At 65.2% G+C, this 21,528-nt stretch carries 20 protein-coding genes and 1 pseudogene; 9 read left to right on the top strand and 12 right to left on the bottom strand.

The annotated features are described in order from the left end of the window. Positions 1–233 precede the first annotated feature (233 nt). The 3 genes from rsxB (at position 234) to LFL96_RS05210 (ending at position 2,286) form a co-directional block, all read left to right on the top strand. Complete coding sequence (rsxB, locus tag LFL96_RS05220) at positions 234–1,100, top strand: electron transport complex subunit RsxB (RefSeq protein ID WP_280998801.1); 867 nt, start codon at positions 234–236, stop codon at positions 1,098–1,100. 17 nt (positions 1,101–1,117) lie between these two features. Then, positions 1,118–1,762 carry an endonuclease III gene (nth, locus tag LFL96_RS05215; protein ID WP_280998799.1) on the top strand — a complete coding sequence of 215 codons (645 nt, stop codon included), beginning with the start codon at positions 1,118–1,120 and terminating at the stop codon, positions 1,760–1,762. Positions 1,763–1,851: 89 nt separating this feature from the next. Further along, positions 1,852–2,286 (top strand): DUF1841 family protein, encoded by a 435-nt coding sequence (locus LFL96_RS05210; RefSeq protein ID WP_280998797.1) that lies wholly within the window; start codon positions 1,852–1,854, stop codon positions 2,284–2,286. 178 nt (positions 2,287–2,464) lie between these two features. Here LFL96_RS05210 and LFL96_RS05205 read toward each other — a convergent pair whose 3' ends face one another. After that, positions 2,465–2,848, bottom strand: coding sequence for a c-type cytochrome (locus tag LFL96_RS05205; RefSeq protein ID WP_280998795.1), 384 nt, complete (start codon positions 2,846–2,848; stop codon positions 2,465–2,467). A 56-nt stretch (positions 2,849–2,904) separates the two neighbouring features. Next, the gene (locus LFL96_RS05200) at positions 2,905–3,273 is read right to left on the bottom strand and encodes a c-type cytochrome (protein ID WP_280998793.1); all 369 of its coding nucleotides are present in this window, start codon (positions 3,271–3,273) and stop codon (positions 2,905–2,907) included. A gap of 364 nt (positions 3,274–3,637) precedes the next feature. On the opposite strand from LFL96_RS05200, the gene LFL96_RS05195 reads away from it, so the two are divergent. From LFL96_RS05195 to LFL96_RS05175, 5 genes are all read left to right on the top strand, one after another. Beyond that, entirely contained in the window at positions 3,638–4,480 is an 843-nt protein-coding gene (locus LFL96_RS05195; protein WP_134456747.1) for a MoxR family ATPase, read from the top strand. Positions 4,481–4,574: 94 nt separating this feature from the next. Next, a complete protein-coding gene (locus tag LFL96_RS05190; RefSeq protein ID WP_280998786.1) occupies positions 4,575–5,750 on the top strand; it encodes a VWA domain-containing protein in 1,176 nt (391 codons plus the stop codon). Positions 5,751–5,827: 77 nt separating this feature from the next. Further along, entirely contained in the window at positions 5,828–7,072 is a 1,245-nt protein-coding gene (locus LFL96_RS05185) for a benzoate/H(+) symporter BenE family transporter (RefSeq protein ID WP_280998784.1), read from the top strand. A gap of 211 nt (positions 7,073–7,283) precedes the next feature. Continuing rightward, a complete protein-coding gene (gene tal / locus LFL96_RS05180; protein WP_280998782.1) occupies positions 7,284–8,237 on the top strand; it encodes a transaldolase in 954 nt (317 codons plus the stop codon). Positions 8,238–8,568: 331 nt separating this feature from the next. Next, the gene (locus tag LFL96_RS05175) at positions 8,569–8,994 is read left to right on the top strand and encodes a VOC family protein (protein WP_280998778.1); all 426 of its coding nucleotides are present in this window, start codon (positions 8,569–8,571) and stop codon (positions 8,992–8,994) included. Positions 8,995–9,098: 104 nt separating this feature from the next. Here LFL96_RS05175 and LFL96_RS05170 read toward each other — a convergent pair whose 3' ends face one another. The 8 genes and pseudogenes from LFL96_RS05170 to LFL96_RS05135 form a co-directional block, all read right to left on the bottom strand. After that, the gene (locus LFL96_RS05170; RefSeq protein WP_280998775.1) at positions 9,099–10,244 is read right to left on the bottom strand and encodes an FUSC family protein; all 1,146 of its coding nucleotides are present in this window, start codon (positions 10,242–10,244) and stop codon (positions 9,099–9,101) included. Positions 10,245–10,428: 184 nt separating this feature from the next. Further along, positions 10,429–11,979: a sodium:solute symporter family protein gene (locus LFL96_RS05165; RefSeq protein ID WP_280998773.1), complete on the bottom strand. Its 1,551-nt coding sequence runs from the start codon at positions 11,977–11,979 to the stop codon at positions 10,429–10,431. Continuing rightward, positions 11,979–12,218: a DUF3311 domain-containing protein gene (locus LFL96_RS05160; protein ID WP_280998772.1), complete on the bottom strand. Its 240-nt coding sequence runs from the start codon at positions 12,216–12,218 to the stop codon at positions 11,979–11,981. The genes LFL96_RS05165 and LFL96_RS05160 overlap by 1 nt, the downstream gene beginning before the upstream one ends. A gap of 322 nt (positions 12,219–12,540) precedes the next feature. After that, complete coding sequence (locus LFL96_RS05155; RefSeq protein WP_280998771.1) at positions 12,541–13,464, bottom strand: spermidine synthase; 924 nt, start codon at positions 13,462–13,464, stop codon at positions 12,541–12,543. Continuing rightward, the gene (locus tag LFL96_RS05150) at positions 13,461–13,943 is read right to left on the bottom strand and encodes a DNA-deoxyinosine glycosylase (protein WP_280998769.1); all 483 of its coding nucleotides are present in this window, start codon (positions 13,941–13,943) and stop codon (positions 13,461–13,463) included. Before LFL96_RS05150 ends, LFL96_RS05155 begins: the two co-directional genes overlap by 4 nt. After that, positions 13,943–14,722: a chorismate lyase gene (locus LFL96_RS05145; RefSeq protein WP_280998767.1), complete on the bottom strand. Its 780-nt coding sequence runs from the start codon at positions 14,720–14,722 to the stop codon at positions 13,943–13,945. The genes LFL96_RS05150 and LFL96_RS05145 overlap by 1 nt, the downstream gene beginning before the upstream one ends. Before the next feature lie 9 nt (positions 14,723–14,731). After that, positions 14,732–15,018: pseudogene (locus LFL96_RS05140) on the bottom strand (hypothetical protein); the annotation flags it as partial. 178 nt (positions 15,019–15,196) lie between these two features. Beyond that, positions 15,197–17,017: a hypothetical protein gene (locus tag LFL96_RS05135; RefSeq protein ID WP_280998765.1), complete on the bottom strand. Its 1,821-nt coding sequence runs from the start codon at positions 17,015–17,017 to the stop codon at positions 15,197–15,199. 272 nt (positions 17,018–17,289) lie between these two features. Here LFL96_RS05135 and LFL96_RS05130 point away from each other — a divergent pair, with 272 nt between their 5' ends. Beyond that, positions 17,290–17,559, top strand: a complete 270-nt coding sequence (locus LFL96_RS05130) for a hypothetical protein (protein ID WP_280998763.1) — start codon at positions 17,290–17,292, stop codon at positions 17,557–17,559. A gap of 173 nt (positions 17,560–17,732) precedes the next feature. Here the strand turns inward: LFL96_RS05130 and htpG are convergent, their stop codons facing one another. Together htpG and LFL96_RS05120 are read right to left on the bottom strand one after the other, a co-directional pair. Continuing rightward, a complete protein-coding gene (gene htpG, locus LFL96_RS05125; protein ID WP_280998761.1) occupies positions 17,733–19,628 on the bottom strand; it encodes a molecular chaperone HtpG in 1,896 nt (631 codons plus the stop codon). Positions 19,629–19,771: 143 nt separating this feature from the next. Next, complete coding sequence (locus LFL96_RS05120) at positions 19,772–21,235, bottom strand: PLP-dependent aminotransferase family protein (protein ID WP_280998759.1); 1,464 nt, start codon at positions 21,233–21,235, stop codon at positions 19,772–19,774. Positions 21,236–21,528: the final 293 nt, after the last annotated feature.

Below are 21,528 nucleotides of genomic sequence, written 5' to 3'. Positions count from 1 at the left end.
GGCATCATCTTCGTGAGCCGCGTTATCCGGATCGCGCCGCCGGTCTCTCCTCGGACCTTGCACCGACAGCGTTGAACGGGCGCGCCATGTTGGGGGGACACCCTTCTGCGGTCTTTCGAAAAAGCGCTTCGATTATGGCACATGGATTGCGGATGGCAATTGGGGAAATCGGCGATAATGTGCTATTTAGTTCAAGCTGTTCGGCCGCCAGGCCAAGCCCCAACGTCGTGACCGTGACGGACATTAAAACACTCGCAGACCGCATCGAGGATCTGCTCCCCCAGACTCAATGCACGAAGTGCGGCTACCCCGCATGCCGGCCCTATGCCGAAGCCGTCGCCAACGGTTCGGCCGACTATAACCAGTGCCCGCCCGGTGGCGCCGAAGGCATCGCGCGGCTCGCGGCGTTGCTCGGCAAACCCGTGATCCCGCTCAATTCCGCCAATGGCATTGAGCGGCCGCGGCCGCTGGCGGTTATCGACGAGCAGGTGTGCATCGGCTGCACGCTGTGCATGCAGGCGTGTCCGGTGGACGCGATAGTTGGCGCACCGAAACAGATGCACACGGTGATCGCCGAACTGTGCACCGGTTGCGATCTGTGCGTGCCGCCCTGCCCGGTCGATTGCATTGCGTTGCCGCCGGTCACGGGCACGGCGACCGGCTGGGACGCGTGGAGCCCGAGCCAGGCCGCCGCGGCGCGCGAGCGTCATGACCGCCGCGAGGCGCGTCTCGCACGCGAACGTGAAGCCGCCGAGGCGCGTGCTGCAGCGCGGCGAGCCTCCAGCGGCGTCGGCACAGCGGACCATGCGGCGCCGGATGCGCATGCACCGGCACCCGCGCAGCCCGGTGCGGCGCCCGCCCCCGCTGCGGAGGACGCCGAAGCAAAGAAACGCGCGATCATCCAGGCCGCGCTCGAACGCGCCCGCAAGAAAAAGGAAGAACTGGCCGCGCAAGGCCAGGGACCGCTGAACACCGAGCACGTCAGCGCGAGCGTTCAGGCGCAGATCGACGCGGCCGAGGCGCGCCGGCGGCGTCTTGGGCTCGTCGAGGACAATCCCGGCGACGCGCCCGCAACCCCACCGCCAACCACCTCGCGCTAAGCGCCCGCACGCCCAGCATGAACGCGAACAAACGCCGCGCCATCTACGAGACGCTTCAGAGTCTCAACCCGCATCCGACCACGGAGCTCGAATACACCACGCCGTTCGAACTGCTGATCGCCGTGCTGCTGTCGGCGCAGGCCACCGACGTATCGGTCAACAAGGCCATGCGCAAGATGTTCCCGGTCGCCAACACGCCGCAGCAGGTGTTCGATCTCGGCGAGGAAGGCGTGGCCGGCTACATCAAGACGATCGGCCTGTATCGCACGAAGGCGAAGAACGTGATCGCCACCTGCCGCATCCTGCTCGACCAGTACGGCGGCGAGGTGCCCGAGGATCGCGAGGCGCTCGAAAGCCTGCCGGGTGTCGGCCGGAAAACCGCCAACGTGATTCTGAACACGGCGTTCGGTCATCCGACCATCGCCGTCGATACGCACATCTTTCGGGTTGCCAATCGAACCGGCCTCGCGCCGGGCAAGGACGTGCGCGTGGTCGAAGCGGCGCTGGAGAAGTTCACGCCCGCCGAATTCAGGCAGGACGCGCATCACTGGCTGATCCTGCACGGCCGTTACGTGTGCAAGGCGCGCAAGCCGGAGTGCTGGCATTGCGTGATCGAGCCGCTGTGCGAGTTCCGCCCGAAAACGCCGCCGCCGGAACTTTGAGGCCGCGCGCGGCGCGTTCAGCGGCGCTCACCGCCGCGGCGTAAAATGACGCACTGCACGACACTCCCACTTACCGTCCCCGTATCACGATGTTCAATCCTAGCCGCGACGAAGTCCGCCTCTTTTTCACCGACGCCTGGCGCAAACAGCGTCAAGGCGAAATCCTGACGCCGCTGGAGGCCATGGCCGCCGACTGGATCGTCGAACATCCCGAGTACCACGCCGACCTCAGCGACGGCGCCGCCGCGCAGGCGCAGGACTATTCGCCCGAACGCGGCCAGACCAATCCGTTCCTGCATCTGTCGATGCATCTGGCGATCAGCGAACAGTTGTCGATCGACCAGCCGCCCGGCATTCGCGCCGCGCACGAGCGGCTCGCCGCGCGCCTCGGTTCAACGCACGACGCGCAGCACGCGATCATGGACTGCCTCGGCGAAACCATCTGGGAAGCGCAGCGCACCGGCACGCCGCCGGACACGGACGCGTATCTGCAGCGAATCGAGCGTCGCGCGACGCGGGACTGAGGTGTGTGCAGGCTGCGGAACGAATGGGGCACACTCATGCCCCGCACAGTCGAACCCATCGCCTGAAAAACATCGCCCCGAAAAACCGTCGCCCAAAAGCACAACACCCCGCCAAGGCGGGGTGTTGTTCATTCTGGAAGCGTTAGCGGGTTAACCCGCCCACGCGCAATCTGCGCGCTTACTTCTTCTGCACCAGATCGCCGCTCAGCGATTCGACGTACGCGGCGAGGTCTTTCATGTCGCTCGGCGACAGGCTCTGCACCTGTGCCTGCATGATCGCGTTGTTGCGGCCGAGGTGCGGATTGCCGTTGCCCATCTGATACTGGCGCAGCGCCCAGTAAACATAATCGGCGTGCTGACCGGCGAGCTTCGGATATTCCGGGCTCACCGGCTTGTTCAGGTTGACGCCATGGCAGGCCGCGCAATTGTGGCTGTCGGCGAGCACCTTGCCGTTGCCCGCGTCCGCCGCGTGCGCGGCGTTCGCTGCCAAAAGACCGATTACTGCCGCCGACGCGCATGCAGCCTTGAACACCGTGTGGAGTGCCTGTTGGGGCTTATTCATGAATGCTCCTATCCCGCGAATTTAATAGCCGAGTGACTGACGACGTGCGCGGCCGATCACTTGTCGGGATTGCTTTTCGAAGAGGAATTTTGCGCTGCGTAGTAAGCGGCGATATCGGCGATGTCCTGATCCGACAGCGACGTGGTGATGGCATGCATGGTTTCGAAGTGGCGATCGCCCTTCTTGTAGCCGTGCATTGCGTTTTCGAGGTACTGCTGATTCTGGCCGCCCAGCATGGGCACGCGATACACCTCAGGGTAAGCCGTACGGTATTCGGGGATGCCGTGGCAGCCGATACACATCGCGACCTTGCCTTGGCCCGCCTTGGCGTTGCCCACGACATCCGCTGCCTGCGCGCTGGCCACATGGCCCGCGAGCACCGACAGCGCTACGATCACGACGTGTTTGCTGACGAATTTATTCATAGCATGTAACCTGGCATGAGGGGAAACGGGCGCCCAAAAAGGCAACGGCCCGCGCCGTTCTTCTTATAGGGTAGCCACGCAGGCCAAAAAAATCGGGCTAATTGTACCGCGACGCCGCGCGAAACGTCCACCGAGCGGGGCGGGCGGCTCGCCGGCCCGGCGCATAGCCCCGGTGCGCGCCGCTGAACCCCGCCGCGCCTGCCGCACGGCGCCCGACGCGCATTCGCGCCGCCTGTGCGCGCCATGCCCCGGAGATACCGGCCGCACCGTGCTGCACCGCGGGTCACACCTTACGCGAGCCTGTTTCGGGCCAACAGGTCTTCTGACTTATACTGGGTTTTTTCCCAAAAAAGAGCAGCTCGCCATGCGTTTCGAAGGCTCATCGCAGTACGTCGCCACCGACGACCTCAAGCTCGCGGTCAACGCCGCGATGACGCTGAAGCGCCCGCTGCTGATCAAGGGCGAGCCCGGCACCGGCAAGACCATGCTCGCCGAGGAAGTGGCCGCCGCGCTCGGCATGCCGCTGCTGCAATGGCACATCAAGTCCACCACCAAGGCCCAGCAAGGTCTCTACGAGTACGACGCGGTATCGCGCCTGCGCGATTCGCAGCTCGGCGACGAGCGCGTGAAGGACATCCGCAACTACATCGTGAAGGGTGTGCTGTGGCAGGCCTTCGAGTCGGACCAGCAGACCGTGCTGCTGATCGACGAGATCGACAAGGCCGATATCGAATTCCCGAACGATCTGCTGCGCGAACTCGACCGCATGGAGTTCTACGTGTACGAGACGCACGAGTTGATCCGCGCGAAACAGCGCCCGCTCGTGATCATCACGTCGAACAACGAGAAGGAACTGCCCGATGCGTTCCTGCGCCGCTGCTTCTTCCACTACATCAAATTCCCCGATCCGGTGACGATGCAGCAGATCGTCGAGGTCCACTACCCCGGCATCAAGAAAGAGCTGCTCGCCGCGGCGATGCAGAGCTTCTTCGAGTTGCGCAACGTCGCCGGGCTGAAGAAGAAGCCGTCCACCTCGGAACTGCTCGACTGGCTCAAGCTGCTGCTCGCCGAGGACATTCCGCCCGAGGCGCTGCGCTCGTCCGACCAGAAGCAGATCATTCCGCCGCTGCATGGCGCGCTGCTGAAGAACGAACAGGACGTGAGCCTGTTCGAGCGGCTGATCTTCATGAACCGCAACAACCGTTGATGCGCCCGTCGCGGCGGCCGTTCGCCGGCCCGCTCAAGCCGGCCGGCGTGGCCAGCCCGGCCGCCCACGCCGCCGCCATCGCCGAGGAACCAGCATGCTGATCGACTTCTTCTACACGCTGCGCAACGCCCGACTGCCGGTGTCGGTCAAGGAATACCTGACGCTGCTCGAAGCGCTCAAGGCCAATGTGATCGCGCCGTCGCTCGACGAGTTCTACTATCTCGCGCGCATCACGCTGGTCAAGGACGAACAGTATTTCGACAAGTTCGACCAGGCGTTCGGCGCCTATTTCAACGGCGTCGCGAAAACCTCGGAACTGGCCTTCGACGTCCCGCTCGACTGGCTGAAGAAGAAGCTGCAACGCGATCTGTCGCCGGAGGAAAAAGCGCAGATCGAGGCGATGGGCGGCCTCGAGAAGCTGATGGAGCGCCTCAAGCAACTATTCGACGAGCAGAAGGAGCGCCACGAGGGCGGCAACCGCTGGATCGGCACCGGCGGCACATCGCCGTTCGGCAACGGCGGCTACAACCCCGAGGGCATCCGCATCGGCGGCGAGGCGGCGGGCAACCGCAGCGCGGTGAAGGTGTGGGAAGCGCGCGCGTATCGCGACTACGACGACCAGGTCGAAATCGGCACGCGCAACATCAAGGTCGCGCTGCGGCGTCTGCGGCGCTTCGCGCGCGAAGGCGCCGCCGAGGAACTGGATCTGCCCGACACGATCCGCAGCACCGCCGCCAACGCCGGCTGGCTCGACCTGAAGATGGTGCCGGAGCGGCACAACAAGGTGAAGGTGCTGATGCTGCTCGATGTGGGCGGTTCGATGGACGATCACATCAAGCGCGTCGAGGAGCTGTTCTCGGCCGCCAAGGCGGAATTCAAGCACCTGGAGTTCTATTACTTCCACAACTGCGTGTACGACTTCCTGTGGAAGCACAACCGCCGCCGTCACGCCGAGCGCATGCCGACGTGGGACGTGCTGCACAAATTCACGCCCGACTACAAGCTGATCTTCGTCGGCGACGCGACCATGAGTCCCTACGAAGTGCTGCAGCCGGGCGGCTCGGTGGAGTACAACAACGCGGAAGCCGGCGCGGTCTGGCTACGCCGGCTCGCCGATCATTTCCCGCATCACGCGTGGCTCAATCCCGAACCGGAAGGTCTGTGGGCCTACCGCCAGTCGGTCAGCGCGATCCGCGACGTGCTCGGCCAGCGCATGTATCCGCTGACGCTCGCCGGGCTGGAGACCGCCATGCGGACGCTCAGCAAATAGTCCCCTTCAGGCCGGTTCGCTGTTCCCGGTCGCCCGTTTGTCCTGCCGCCCCACTGTCAACGATAAGAAAGCTTCGCATGAGTTCGCCTTCGTCTCCCAATCTGTCGCCGGATCTGCCACCGGGTTCACCGCCCACCGCCACGCCGCCCGGCCGCTTCAACCCGTTCGCCGATACCTCGCTGTCCACCATCGTCGCCGGTTTCGTCGCGATGATGACCGGCTACACCAGTTCGCTCGTGCTGATGTTCCAGGCCGGCCAGGCCGCGCATCTCAGCGACGCGCAGATTTCGTCGTGGATCTGGGCGCTGTCGATCGGCATGGCGGTCTGCACGATCGGGCTGTCGCTGCGCTTCCGCGCGCCGATCGTGATTGCGTGGTCGACGCCCGGCGCGGCCTTGCTGGTGTCGTCGCTGCCGCACGTCGCGTATCCGGAGGCGATCGGCGCGTTCATCGTCTGCGCGGTGCTGCTGACGGTGGTCGGTCTGACCGGCTGGTTCGACACGCTGATGAAGAAGATTCCGGCCGGCATCGCGTCGGCGTTGCTGGCGGGCATTCTGTTCGAGATCGGCATCGAGATTTTCCGCGCCGCGCAATTCCAGACCGCGCTCGTGCTGACGATGTTCTTCACCTACCTGATCGTCAAACGGCTCGCGCCGCGCTATGCGATCGTCACGACGCTGATCGTCGGCACGATCGCGGCCGGCGCGCTCGGCCTGCTCGATTTCAGCCGCTTTCACGTGGCGCTCGCGCATCCGGTATTCACCATGCCGGCATTCTCGATGGCGGCATGCGTCAGCATCGGCATTCCGCTGTTCGTGGTCGCGATGGCGTCGCAGAACGTGCCGGGCATCGCCGTGCTGCGCGCGGACGGCTACACCACGCCCTCCGCGCCGCTGATCTCGACGACCGGCATCGCCTCGCTGCTGCTCGCGCCGTTCGGCTCGCACGGCATCAATCTTGCGGCGATCACGGCGGCGATCTGCACCGGCCCGGAAGCGCACGAAAACCGCGCCAAACGTTACACGGCGGCGGTCTGGTGCGGCATTTTCTATCTGGTCGCCGGCATTTTCGGCGCGACGATCGCCGCGCTGTTCGCGGCATTGCCGAAGGCGCTGGTGGTGTCGGTGGCGGCGCTCGCGCTGTTCGGCTCGATCATGAGCGGCCTCGCCAACGCGATGCAGGATGTCCGGCAGCGCGAGGCGGCGCTGGTGACGTTCATGGTCACGGCCTCCGGCCTGACGCTGCTGTCGATCGGCTCGGCGTTCTGGGGACTGGTGGCCGGCGTCGTCACGCAGGTCGTACTGAACGCGCGGCGCGGCTGAACGGATCGCCATGCGCAAGTGTCAATACCGCATCAGGCGATACGCCATAGAATAGAAGCATCCGTCAGCGCTTTCCGTCACAATCCCGGCAGGATCGGCGGCCAGCGTTGCAGCGTGACCCGCGGCCGCCGGCACTGGTGGAGTCCGATCAGTGCGGCGGCGATCTCATTTCTCCCGAACCACGGCGCTCGCGCGCCCTGAAGGCCCGAACATGACAACCGCACTCGACCAGCTCAAGCAGTACACCACCGTCGTCGCCGATACCGGCGACTTCCAGCAGCTTGCCCAGTACAAGCCGCAGGATGCGACCACCAATCCGTCGCTGATCCTGAAAGCGGTGCAGAAGGACGACTACAAGCCGCTGCTCGAAAAGACCGTCAAGGCGCACGCGTCGAAACCGGTCGGCGCGATCATCGATCAGTTGCTGATCGCGTTCGGCACCGAAATCCTCAACATCATCCCTGGCCGCGTGTCGACCGAAGTGGACGCGCGTCTGTCGTTCGATACCGAGGCGTCGATCGCCAAGGGCCGCGAACTGATCGCGCTGTACAAGGACCACGGCATCGGCCGCGAACGCGTGCTGATCAAGCTGGCCTCCACGTGGGAAGGCGTCCGCGCGGCCGAAGTGCTGCAGAAGGAAGGCATCCACTGCAACATGACGCTGCTGTTCTCGCTCGCGCAGGCCGCTGCGTGCGCGGAAGCGGGCGCGCAACTGATTTCGCCGTTCGTCGGCCGGATTTACGACTGGTACAAGAAGAACGCCGGCAGCGCGTGGGACGAAGCGAAGGACGGCGGCGCCAACGATCCGGGCGTCAAGTCGGTGCGCCGCATCTACGCGTATTACAAGAAGTTCGGCTACAAGACCGAGGTGATGGGCGCGAGCTTCCGCACCACCGGCCAGATTCTGGAACTGGCCGGCTGCGATCTGCTGACCATCAGCCCGGATCTGCTGCAGAAGCTGCAGGAAAGCACCGACAAGGTCGAGCGCAAGCTGTCGCCGGACGTTTCGCAGGACGCGGATATCGAACGCGTGCCGGTGGATGAGTCGTCGTTCCGTTTCCTCGTCAACGACGAGGCGATGGCGACGGAGAAACTGGCTGAAGGTATCCGTGCGTTCGCGGCGGATGCGGTCAAGCTGGAGAAGCTGATCGAAGCGCTGCGTTGATTTGAGCTGAGCTTGGGCAGGCCCGGCTAAGCGTCCAACGATAAACGGCCTCGAACCTCCCGGTTCGGGGCCGTTTATCGTTTACCGGGGCTTGGCGGGGTTTGGCGGGGTTTGGCCGGGTTGAGTGGGAGATGCCGCGACCTCGCGTCCCGCCGCGCGTCGGCCGCACGGTCCTCGAGTCGGCACGGTGCCTGACCGCCTGCGCTGTCTTCCTACGATATAAAGTCACGATCCCGCCTCAACGCACGCCTACAATCGTCAACACGCCCGTCCCTCTTCCGGGTTTGCCGAGGGCCGACGGCGTCCGCTGATCCTGATTCGGGAGACGATCATGTACGTTCAGCCTTATGTGTTTTTCAACGGCCGTTGCGAAGAAGCGCTCGCGTATTACACCGAGAAACTCGGCGCCGAAGTGACCTTCAAGATGCGTTACAAGGAAGCGCCGCCGGACCCGCAGAATGCGCCGCGTCCCGGTCTCGAGGAAAAAATCATGCACGCGGCGATCAAGATGGGTTCGACCCTCTGGATGGCCTCCGACGGTCATTGCGATCCCAACGCCGGTTCGATGAACGGTTTCGCGCTCTCGCTAACCGCCGACGACGACGCAACCGCGCAGCGATATTTCAAGGCGCTCGCCGACGGCGGCCAGGTGGCCTTGCCGTATCAGCCCACTTTCTGGAGCAAGGGTTTCGGCATGGTGGTGGACCGCTTCGGCTTGATGTGGATGGTGACGGTGCCGGAAGAAGGCGGCCACTGAGATACGTCGAACGAAAATGCGCGAAGCGAGGCGCACCGTGCACCGCGCCTCGCGCCTCGCGCCTCGCGTCTCGCACCGCGCGCCTGGCGACCGGTACAACGTCGCTACACCTTCAGCAACGTCCGCGAATGCCGTTCGATATTCCAGTTCGGCTCGGTCTCCAGCAACAACGCGCGCAGCCGGTCCACCTGTTCGGCGAGCCGCTGGCCGAGCCAGTACGGCCCCTGAAGATCGAGCGGCACGCGATCGGACGGCACGCCGCCTGCCGCGCCGCCGCCCGACTGCGCCTGCGCGAGCGGCGCGGCGGCCGGAATGCCCGCGCGCGGCGCACGGCCGAAGCGCAGCCCGCGCGATACCGATAGCAGAATCGCCCGCACCGCGCGCACCTCGGCGCCGCATTGCGCGCCATAGGCCGCGCGCGCGGGCGCATCCGCATGCATCAGCGAACCGGTCGCGAGCAACTCCAGCGAGCTGAGCACCGAGCGATGCAACCGCTGAATCTCCTCCAGCTTGTACTGCGGCACGTCGATCTCCTTCGCCACCGACGGCATCAGCGAACGCAATTGCACCAGCCGCTTGTTGATCGCCAGGAAGCGCTTGACCTGCTCTTCCTCGCTGAGGGTTTCGCCCGCCAGCAGCTGCGCGTAGATGCGCGCGCATTCGCGCAGATTGTTGGCGAGACCGTAGCGCCATGAATAAGTCGCATGCAGCGGCAGCGCGAACGAAAACGCCAGCGCGATGGCGATTCCGATCGCGACATTCAGCGTGCGCCACAAGCCGACGTCGATCTGATTGTCGCCGTGACCCGCGACGATGCACATGGTGATGGCCGTCAACAATCCGATGTAGCCGGACGAGCCGATCGCAAACCACGCGCAGATACCCGCCGCGATCGACATCAGCACATAGGTCAACGGCAGTGAGCCGGTCAGATTCTGCACGAGGATCAGCGAGAGTCCGATCAGCGCGCCGAGCAGCGTACCGGCCGCGCGCTCGGCGGCTTTCTTGCGGATATTGCCATGATGCTGCAAGCCGCCGATCACCACCAGCAGCGATACCGACGACCAGATGCCGTGCGGAATGTCGATACCCGTGGTGGCCAGAATCGACACCAGCATCGCGAGGCCGACACGCAGACTGTGGAGCACTTTCGCGTGACGATAACGGTAGTACGGCGAGGTAACGGCGCGCACCATGCGGCTGAGCGCCGAGCGGCGGCTGGTCACAGTGTGGGAATCGGCAGAGGCCATGGCGGTGCGGTAAAAACCGTGAGAGGACGGTTTCGCTATCCTGCCCTGGACGGCCGTATAAAAACAAACGCCCGCGAACTTTCGTCCGTGGGCGTTTCGTTTCTGGCCGCCCTCAGGCTGCCTCGGACCACCTTCAACCGGCCTTCAGGCCATCTTCAGGCCGGCCAGATAAGGCCCATCACATTCAGCTTTCGACCACGTCCAGATAATCTTCCGGACGCGTGCGGTCTTCGGCGCGCTGCATGCCGCTCGCGCGCACCAGCAGGCTCACCACCACCGACACCACCAGGTTCACGATCAGCGACCACACCGCCGCATAACCCGGAATCGCCATCCCGAACAGATGGATCGTGAAGATCGAACCCGCCAGCTTCAGCGAAATCGCCATCCACGTACCCGTGACGATACCGGCCGCCCAACCCGCCAACAGGCCGCGATAGTCGAGCACGCGCGTGTACAGACCGAGCACGATGGCCGGCAGCGTCTGGATGATCCAGATCCCGCCGAGCAGCTGCAACTGAATCGCGTACGTCAGCGGCAGGCCGAGAATGAACGCGACCGCGCCGACCTTGACGATCAGCGAGACCAGCTTCGCGACGTTGGTCTCCTGTTCGTGCGACATGTTGCGGTTGATGAACTCCTTGTGGATGTTGCGCGTGTACAGGTTGGCCGCCGCGATCGACATGATCGCCGCCGGCACCAGCGCGCCGATGCCGATCGCCGCGAACGCCACGCCGACGAACCACGACGGGAAGAAGTGCAGGAACAGCGCCGGCACCGCGAAGTTCGGGCCGAATGCCTTGAAGTACGGCGCGAATTCCGGCATGTCCTTCACGCCCGAGGCAAGCGCCATGAAGCCGAGCAGCGCGAGCAGGCCGAGCACCAGCGAGTAGGCCGGCAGCATCGCCATGTTGCGGCGGATCGTGTTACCCGACTTCGACGACAGCACCGCGGTGATCGAGTGCGGATACAGGAACAGCGCGAGCGCCGAACCCATCGCGAGGGTCGCGTACGCGCTGTAGCCGTTCAGACTCGACACGTCCGGCGCCTTCAGCAGCAGCTTGGCCGGCGGCACCGAACCGAAGATGTGCGCGAAGCCGCCCAGTTGCGGCGGAATCACGATGATCGCGGCGAAGATCGTGATGTAGATCAGGATGTCCTTGACCACGGCGATCATTGCCGGTGCGCGCAGCCCCGACGTGTACGTGTACGCGGCGAGAATCGCGAACGCGATGATCAGCGGCAGATCGCCGACGAAGCCCTTGGTATCGAACCCGAGCGCGCCGATCACCACTTCGATGCCGACCAGTTGCAGCGCGATGTACGGCATGGTCGCGACGATGCCCGTCACCGCGACGGCCAGCGCGAGCATCCGGCTGCCGTAGCGTGCCGACACGAAGTCCGCCGATGTCACGTAGCCCTGACGTTTGGCGATGCTCCACAGTTTCGGGAACACGACGAACGCGAACGGGTAGATCAGGATCGTGTACGGCAGCGCGAAGAAACCGGTTGCGCCCGCACCGAACACGAGCGCCGGCACCGCGATGAAGGTGTAGGCGGTGTACAGGTCGCCGCCCAGCAGGAACCACGTGACGATGGTGCCGAAGCGCCGGCCGCCCAGGCCCCACTCTTCCAGATGGGCGAGATCGCCGCGCCGCCAGTGGGCCGCGATAAAGCCGAGAATCGTGACGCCGATGAAAAACAGAACGAAGACGAAGGTTGCGGTGGCGTTCATTAGCGTGCGCCCCCTTGCGAGCTGTGCGTGGAGCGCGTCTTGGTCTTGAAGTACACGAGAGCCGTGATCACTGCGCTGATCAGCACCCACAGGAGCTGATACCAGTAGAAGAACGGGAAATCGAACAGCTGCGGTTCGACCTTGTTGTATGACGGCACCCAGATCATCGCGATCCAGGGCAACAGCAGCAACCAGAGCCAGTGCTTGCTGGCCTTGTTCGCGTCGGCGTCGTGAGCCATGACGTCTCCTCTTCCCTATTATTGAAATGTTGTCGGCCCGTGTCGGACGGGTGGCGGTTCCCGTCGCGGATAGCCACGGGCACCCCGAAAGCTTCGAAAGAGTATAGGAGCGGCGAACGTGTGGTCAAGCAGGGTGGACCCGAGGCGCATGGCGCGGCTGCTGGGGCGCTGGGAGTGCTGCTGGGACGTGGGGTCGAGGGCGGCGAGCGAGGCTCGCGGGTGAGACGTACGGTCGAGGCCTGCGATCGAGGCGCCCGGTCAAGACGCGCGGCTGAGCCGCGTAGCCGGGGCGAGCCGCGAGCGCGGCCGCCCCGTATTCAGATCAGATAACGAACGACGCGCCGTTCTGCCCGGTCGATTCCTGCAAGCCCTTGATCCACTTGCGCGCCGGCAGGCCGAGCTGTGCCTCGATCAGCTTTGCGCGCGTTTGCAGCGCGCTGAACGGCACGTCGAGCGCCGGGCCGGAGAACGCGATTGCGATGCGGTTGCCGTCGTGCACTTCCGGCAGCGCGACCACGCGGCCGTCGAAGGCTTCGTTCAGGCGCTTCATGTTGCGCACGAAGCTCGGATGATCGCCGAACAGGTTCACCGTCACCACGCCCGCCCCGGTCAGACACGCGCGCACCGCGCGATAGAAGCCGACGCTGTCGAGCACCGGACCGCGCGCGGTCGCATCGTAGACGTCGATCTGCAGCGCGCCGATCGTGCCGTGGTTGGCGCGGTCGTTGACGAAGTCCCACGCGTCGGTTTCGTGCACGCTCAGACGAGCGTCGTCGTGCGGCAGTTCGAACATGGTGCGCGCCGCCACCACGACCGCCGGGTTCACTTCGACCGCCTCGACCTTCGCGCGCTTCAGGAAGCGATGCGCGAACTTGGTCAAGGCCGCCGCGCCGAGGCCGAGCTGGACGATGCGTTTGGGCGTTTCGAGGAACAGCAGCCAGGCCATCATCTGCTGCGCGTATTCGAGTTCGATGTGATCGGGCTTGCGCAGACGCATCGCGCCTTGCACCCATTCCGTGCCGAAATGCAGGAAGCGCACGCCGCCTTCCTCGGAGAACGTCACCGGCGCGAAACGCGGTTTGCGCGGCGCTTCGATTTGCGGTGCGTCGTGCAGATCGTCGTCGCGCTCGTGCTGCGGGCGCTTCTTGCCGCGCGCGGCCTGTTGCTTGCCGCCGACGGCGGAATCGGCCGCGCGATGGCGGAAGGCACGCGCTTCGGCCGAAGCGCGTTTAATCAGTTTCGTCATGGAAGTGTGAGGATGTCGCGCCAGAGGCACAATTTTTGGTCGAACGAGAGCATAGCATTGGCGGGGCTCGACGACGGCAGCACCAGGGTGGCGAAGCCGGCCGCGCCGATGATCTCGGCGAAGCGCCCGGCTGTCTTGCCGTTGAAGCAAACCTTCCTGAGCAGCGGCGCATACTCGCGCAGGGACGCGAAGTCGTTCGGCTGCGCGTTGCGGATCGCCGAATCGAGACTGCCCTTGCGATGACAGGCGTCGAGCACGTCCCACAGGCCGATGCGGTGCGCGAGCAGGCGCGTGAGACGCTGATCGTAGGGCAGTTCGTGCAGCGACGGTTCGTCGAGGACCACGCCGAGCAGGCGCCAGAACTGATTGCGCGGATGCGCGTAATACTGCGTCGCCGCCAGCGACGCCTCGCCCGGAAAGCTGCCGAGTATCAACGTATGGGTATCCGCCGCGGCCACGGGCGGGAAGCCGCGCAACATCAGCGGCTCCGTTTGCCGGACGGGCCGGCGGCATCGCGCGGCGCGGTGTCCTTCGCGGCATGCGCGCGCGACGCGGTGTGATCGAGCGGCCGGCCGTGTTCGCGGATGCGTGGATGCGTGGCGTGGGCGCCATGCGGACCGCGCGCGGTATTTGCGCCCATGCCTTCGCGTGTGGCTTGCCCTTCGCATGCTCCGGCATCTTGATCGCGGCGCGCGTCGTCCAGACTCGCGACATGCACCCACAGCGCAGGCAACATGCATTCGGTAACCATCAGCGGCGCGCCGTAGCGCTCGAACACCGAGCGGCGTGCGACCAGCGCATGCGGCGCCGGCGCGGCAACCTCGCGCGCCGCCAGCCGGTACAACGGATGACGCGCATTCACGCGCCGGCTCACCAGCGCCGACCGCGCGACGCTGCTGTCGCTATACAGCAGTTCGGCCAGCGGCCGCGTTCGCAGACGCCGGGTGGCCTGCCACACGCCGACGCTCGCGGCGAGCGGCGTCACGCTGTGCGCGGCGACGAACGGCACGCCGTCCACAGCCAGCACCACTTCCCGCACCCACACCGGCGCGCGCGACGCGAGGCCGAGCGCGGCGTATTCATCGTCCCACGGCAGCGCGACGCATTCACGCGTGACGCGCACCGCGACCGTGCCGAGCGCGCGCAGATGCGCGGTCAGCGAACCGCCGCGCGTCAGCCAGTCTTTCTGGGCGGCGCTGAAACCGGCAAGGGGCGCGACGCGCCAGTGGGCGTCGGCGGCATCGAAACGGATAGGCATGGTGCCGGATTATAGCGGCGGCATTGGCGGAACATCCCGCAGCGCGGCAGCGACCTGCGCCAGCAGCGGGTCCCAGTTGTCCAGCTCGCGCTGCCGGAACACACGCATCGACGGATACCACGGGCTGTCCGCGCGATCGATCAGCCAGCGCCAGTCCGTGAAGGTGGGCACCAGCACCCAGACCGGCGCGCCGCAGCCGCCGGCGAGATGGGCGACGGCGGTGTCGACGGTGATCACCAGATCGAGCGACGGATGATCGCGAGCGTGTCGGCGAAATGGTGGATCTCGGGGCCCAGCGGATGGACGCCGGCCGCGGCGGCTTGGGTGTTGAAGTCGATGCCGCCTGGCGCGCCGCCCTTCCGCAGTTTAAAGGCTGGCGGAATGGCAAATCTGAATGGGACATCGACAACACATCGAGGCGTTTCTACAAGTCGAAACGATCCGGATGGACACTGCGGACGCGGCGCTACGCGATCAATCCGGTGCACCGGCGCGCATCAACGCCCGCAAGCGCGCCGCGACGCGCTCGACCACCGGCGCCCAATCCGCCGGTTGCGGCTGCCTGAACATCTCCACCGAGTCGTACCACGGCTGCGTCTCGCCGGTGCCCCATGCCCAGTGCGACACGTGGTCGAGCATCGCCAGCACCGGACGCCCCAGCGCGCCGCCCAGATGCAACGGCGCGCTGTCGATCGTCACCAGCGCGTCGAGCGCGCCCAGATGCGCCGCCACGTCGTCGAAACCGTTTTCGTAGTGCGCCGACAGATTGCAGAAGCGAAAGCCTGCCGCGTTCAACGCGGCGACATCCGCGTCGCGGCCGGGCGTGAGCGGATGGAACACGATGTCCGGCAGCGTCAGCAGCGGACGCAACGCGCTCAAAGGAATCGACCGCTTCGCGTCGCGCCGATGCGTCGGATTGCCCGCCCACACCAGACCGACGTGATGCCTCGCATCCGGCACGCATGCATGGATCCGCTCGCGCCACGCGGCGAGCCTGCCGGCGCCGGCTTGCAGGTACGGCGCGCCGCGCACGTCCTCGGGACGCAAGCCGAGTGCGAGCGGCAGGCTCATCATCGGCAACGCGTAATCGACGGCGCCGGGCGGCCCGTCTTCGATCGCCACGCAATCCGCGTGGAAACGCGCGAACAGCGGCTGCAAGGGGCGCCGCGCGGCGAGCACCAACCGGCCGCCCTGCGCGTGTACATGAGCCGCCAGCGCGGGGACGAAACGCACCATCTGGATATCGTCGCCACTGCCCAGTTCGGCGTGAACGACGAGCGTCTTGCCCGACAGCGCCTCGCCCTGCCAGCGCGGACACCATCCCGCGATCACGCTGACGACGTTCTCCGCTTCGCGGTCGGCTCGCGTCAACCGCGCTTCGAAGCGCGGCCACGCGCGAGTCCACGCGCCGCGCCGCAATTCCAGATCGGCGAGATCGACCGCCGGCTGCACGGCCGCGGGGTCGAGCGACAACGCGTCGTGCAACACGGCTTCGCTCGCGTCGTAGCACGCCTGCTCGGCGAGGTACATGCCGATCGCCGCCACGACCTGCGCGTTGCCGGGAGCGGCGGCATCGACCGCACGCATCGTGGCTTCGGCCGCGGCCGCATCGTTGCACTGCCATTGCGCGTGGCTGAGTTGCCAGGCCATTTCGGCATCGGCGGGGTCCCGCGCGAGCCGTTCGCGGCAGATGCGCTCGACTTCCGGCCAATCGCGCGCCTCGCGCCGCGCCAGCACGAGTTGCAACGGCAATGCCGGATCGAGCGCCGGGTCGAGCGCGTAGGCGCGAGCGAGCGCCGCGCACCGTTCGGCCTGCGCGTGTGGTCCCGGCAACGGCGTCAGCGCGATGGACAGCCACCAGGGCGCGCGCGCATCGCGTGGCGCGCTGCGCTCGTACGCGCGCAGCATGTGCGTGGCGGCCGAATACGCGCTACAGCGATTGACCAGCCAGACGATCCAGTCGATGGTCGACGACAGCGGCTGCGCTGCCACGGCGATTTCGCTGTGGCTCTGTGCGGCGTCGGCATGACCGAGTGCATCGGCGAAGAGCGCGAGACGGGCGTGATGTGCGGCTTGCGTGGCGGCGGTCGCTTCGGTGCCGGCGTGCGAAACGCTGTGATGCGCATCCTCGACACACCTGGCGCTTGCATAAAGATCGGCGAGCAACTGCGGCGGCGCGCCTGCCGCTATAAGTTCGGCCGCGCATTGCGCGGCGGCGTCGAAGCCGCGCTCGCGCAACGTTGCCCAGATGAGATGAACCGGATCGTTGGATGAAATCAGAGTGGAATCGAACATAAAAATTGACAGAGAGGTCACGGCGCAAAACTGCGCAATCAGAATCAGAACAAGCGCAAATTTGACTTAAAAGATTGCGATTAATCCTTCAGCCATCCGAAATTTGAACGCGGGAGAATAAGACAAATCGCGCGGATGGCGTCTCATAAACCAATCTCAATTTATGGTCGTTGATAATCCTTGTTTAGTTAACCATACTGATTTTCGCCGGCTGCGAGGGTCGCAAAAAAACGGCCGGCGTCATCGATAATTAACTATCCAAGGAGTCAAGCTTGAGTACTGCAAACCTGAAGGAAACTTCCGACCGCATCGCCCATCTCGCCGCGCTCGTGCTGCGGCGCCCGGTCGTCACCTTTATGGAGAAAGAACTCGCCGGTTCGGCGCTCGCACAACATCACACGTCCAAGCAGACCAGCCAGAAAATCGGCAGCCTGGCCGCGAAAGTGCTGGCCGATCCCAAGTCCTGCCATGAAGCCAAGGAACTGGCCGGTAGCGTGCTGTCGCAAGTGGCGCGTTTGAACGGACCGGTGCCGGCGCGGTAAATTTTTTGTGGCCGGAACGGCGTGAATGATTCCGGTCACCATCGGTCACCATCGGTCGCAAGCCGTCACCATCGGCCGCAATTGGCGGTCAATACGCTGCAAAAAAAATGCGCTGCCGAGGCAGCGCATTTTTTCAACACCGGCGTCGACCACCCGCCGTCACATCGCATTCATCAAGCACGCGCCAGCAGCAACGCATTGGTCCGCTTCACGAAGCTCGCCGGATCTTCCAGCGAACCGCCTTCGGCCAGCATCGCCTGATCGAACAGCAGGTGGCACCAGTCGTCGAAGTTCGCGCTGTCCGCCTGCAGACCCTTGACCAGCGCGTGCTCCGGATTCACTTCGAGAATCGGATGGAACGACGGCGCCTGCTGACCCGCGGCCTTCAGCATGCGTTGCAGGTAACCGCTCATCTCGCCGTCGTCCGCGACGAGACACGAGGGCGAATCGGTCAGGCGGAACGTGAGACGCACGTCTTTCGCCTTGTCCTTCAGCGCTTCCTTCATCTTCTCGACGAGCGGCTTGAACTCCTCGCCGACCTTCTCCTGCGCCTCTTTTTCCTCATCGTTCAGCGCGCCCAGATCGAGGTCGCCACGCGCGACGCTTTGCAGCGGCTTGCCGTCGAATTCGTTCAGGAACGACAGCATCCATTCGTCGACACGGTCGGTCAACAGCAGCACTTCCACGCCCTTCTTGCGGAACACTTCGAGATGCGGGCTGTGGGTCGCGGCCTGCCACGTATCGGCGGTCACGTAGTAGATCTTGGTCTGCTCGGGCTTCATGCGCGCGACGTAGTCGGCCAGCGACACGGTCTGCTCCGGCGTTTCCGTGTGCGTCGACGCAAAGCGCACCAGTTTCGCGATCCGCTCGCGATTGGCGAAGTCTTCGCCGATGCCTTCCTTCAGCACCTGCCCGAACTCCTTCCAGAAACCGGCGTACTTTTCCTTGTCGGCTTCGTTCTCCGAGTTCGCCAGTTCTTCGAGCATGGACAGCGAACGCTTGGTCACGCCTTCGCGGATCGCCTTCACGTCGCGGCTTTCCTGCAGGATTTCGCGCGACACGTTCAGCGGCAGATCGCTCGAATCGACCACGCCCTTCACGAAACGCAGATAGGCGGGCAGCAGTTGCTCGGCGTCGTCCATGATGAACACGCGCTTCACGTACAGCTTGAGGCCGCCGCGATGATCGCGGTTGAACATGTCGAACGGCGCGTGGGTCGGCACGTACAGCAGTTGCGTGTACTCGCTGCGGCCCTCGACGCGGTTATGCGTCCACGTGAGCGGGTCCTGGTGATCGTGCGCGAGGTGCTGGTAGAACTGCTTGTACTGCTCCTCGGTGATCTCGTTCTTCGCGCGGGTCCACAGCGCGCTCGCCTGGTTGACGGTCTCGTCTTCGTCCTTCGTGACCATCTCGCTCTTTTCCGCGTCCCACTCTTCCTTGCTCATCAGGATCGGCAGCGCGACGTGGTCGGAGTACTTCTGGATGATCGATTTCAGACGATGCGCGGACAGCAGGTCGTCCTCTTCCGCACGCAGATGCAGCGTGATGGTCGTGCCGCGCGCCGCGCGCTCGATGCTCTCCACCGCGAAATCGCCCTCGCCCGCGCTTTCCCAGCGCACGGCGTCCGAGGCCGGCAAACCGGCGCGGCGCGTTTCCACCGTGATTTTGTCCGCGACGATGAAGCCCGAGTAGAAGCCCACGCCGAACTGGCCGATCAGCGCCGCATCTTTCTGCTGGTCGCCGGAGAGCTTGCCGAAGAACTCCTTGGTGCCCGAGCGGGCGATCGTGCCGAGGTTGGCGATCGCTTCGTCGCGGCTCATGCCGATGCCGTTGTCGTCGATCGTGACGGTGCGGGCCGCCTTGTCGAACGACACGCGGATCCGCAGGTTCGGATCGTTCTCGTACAACGCGCTGTTTTCGATCGCCTCGAAGCGCAGCTTGTCGGCCGCGTCGGACGCATTCGAGATCAGCTCGCGCAGGAAAATTTCCTTGTTGCTGTACAGCGAATGGATCATCAGGTGCAGAAGCTGTTTCACTTCCGCCTGAAAGCTCATGGTTTCTTGTGCCATGGTCAGATTTCCTCTCTGTTGCGAATGGGGTTCGAATCGGGTAACGAGAACAGCGGCGGCCGGGCCAACGGCGGCCGGACTGCGCGGCGCCGCGGCGCCGGCTGCTGGTTTGCCCGCCTAAATGGGGCCGGCCCGGCGCGGTTTCAAGAGGCGCGGCGCGCGACGCCGTCCAGGTAGCGGCACAGAAACGTCGACAGCTCGGGATCGCCGCAGTTGGCGATATTGAAGCGCATCCACGTGCTCGGCGATTGCTGCGGCGAGAACAGGCTGCCCGGCGTCAGCAGAAAGCCGGCTTCGTGGCCGGCCGCGGCCAGCGCGCCGGCGTCCACGCCGGTGTCGGCCCACAGGAAAACACCCGCCGAAGGCGCCAGGAACAGCTTCAGGCCGGTCTTCTCCAGCATCCGCGCGGCTTTTTCGCGCACGCCGTCGAGCCGCGTGCGCAGCCTTTCCACATGACGCCGGTAATGGCCCTCGGTCAGGATCTTGTAGAGCACGCGCTCGTTCAGTTCGGGGCTCGTCATGCCGACCAGCATCTTCTGGTCGGCGACCGCGCGCGCCACTTCCGGCGAACTCGCGATAAAGCCGACGCGCAGATTCGGCGCGAGCGTCTTCGAAAAGCTGCCGAGGTAGATCACGCGCTTCAACTGATCCAGGCTCGCGAGCCGCGTGCCCGGATAGCCCGGCGGACACAGATCGCCGTAGATATCGTCCTCGACCACGATGAAGTCGTAGGCCTCGGCCAGACGCAGGATGCGGAACGCCTGCGCGGCCGTCAGCGACGTCCCGGTCGGGTTCTGCAGGATCGAGTTGATCACCAGCATCTTCGGACGCCAGGTCTGCACGAGCGCCTCGAGCGCGTCGAGATCGGGGCCGTCCGGCGTGTACGGCATGCCCACCAGCCGCGCGCCCTGCGACGCGAAGCAGCCGAACATCTGGAACCACGCCGGATCGCCGACGATCACCGCATCGCCCGGCTTCACGTAGATCCGCGCGATCAGATCGACCGCCTGGGTGATGCCGGACACCATCACGATCTGCTCGGGCGACACGCCGATCTCCAGCTCCTCCAGCCGCGTCTGCAACTGCTGACGCAGCGGCAGGAAGCCCTGCGGCGTGCCGATGCTGAGCATCTGCGCGCCGCTCTGGCGGCCGAGCGTGCGCAGTGCATTGGTGATCAGATCGCCGTCGAGCCAGCGCGACGGCAGAAAACCCAGACCCGGGCTGCGTTCGGGACGCGCGCCGGAATGCAGCATGTTGCGCAGCAGCCAGACCACGTCGAGCGCGGCCGGCTCCGGACCCACGACGCTCGGCAGGCGGGCCTCGGCGAGCGCCGGGCCGACCGGGCCGCTCAGCCGTTCGCGCACATAGAAACCGGAACCCCGGCGCGACTCCAGAAAGCCTTGCGCGACCAGCCGTTCGTACGCCTCGACCACGGTGAAACGCGATACGCCCTTATCCAGCGCGAGCTTGCGGATCGACGGCATGCGCATGCCGGGGCGGAACACGCGCTCCTCGATGCGGCGACGCGCCCACTGGACGAGCTGTTCGACCAGCGTCATCGACGTCGTGTCGTGCGGCGTGGGAATCTGGGCAAGCGGGGCGGACATGGCGGGCTCCAACGGTTTCCACGAGGGAATGTTCGGCAGGCGTACCGGAAAGTATCGAGCCGATTGTACCGTTACTGTGCCGGTCCACGCCGCTACATTTTGATATAAGCAATGAGGGCGCCGCGAACCCGGCCATCGACGGCATCCTCGTCGTGCACGCCGGCCGCGCTTCGGCACGATCCGCCAAAACCGCCCTCTACATGGCCCGCCGATCCGGCAAACGGTTATGCTTACGGCCCCGGCAGCCTCGCCGCCCGACCCGGCGCGCGCCAGCCGGCCGTACTGAATCCGCG

This window comes from Paraburkholderia sp. D15, assembly GCF_029910215.1.
Taxonomy (GTDB): domain Bacteria; phylum Pseudomonadota; class Gammaproteobacteria; order Burkholderiales; family Burkholderiaceae; genus Paraburkholderia.
The sequence above is the reverse complement of the archived record's forward strand: the minus strand, read 5'-3'. Positions and strand labels throughout refer to the sequence as shown.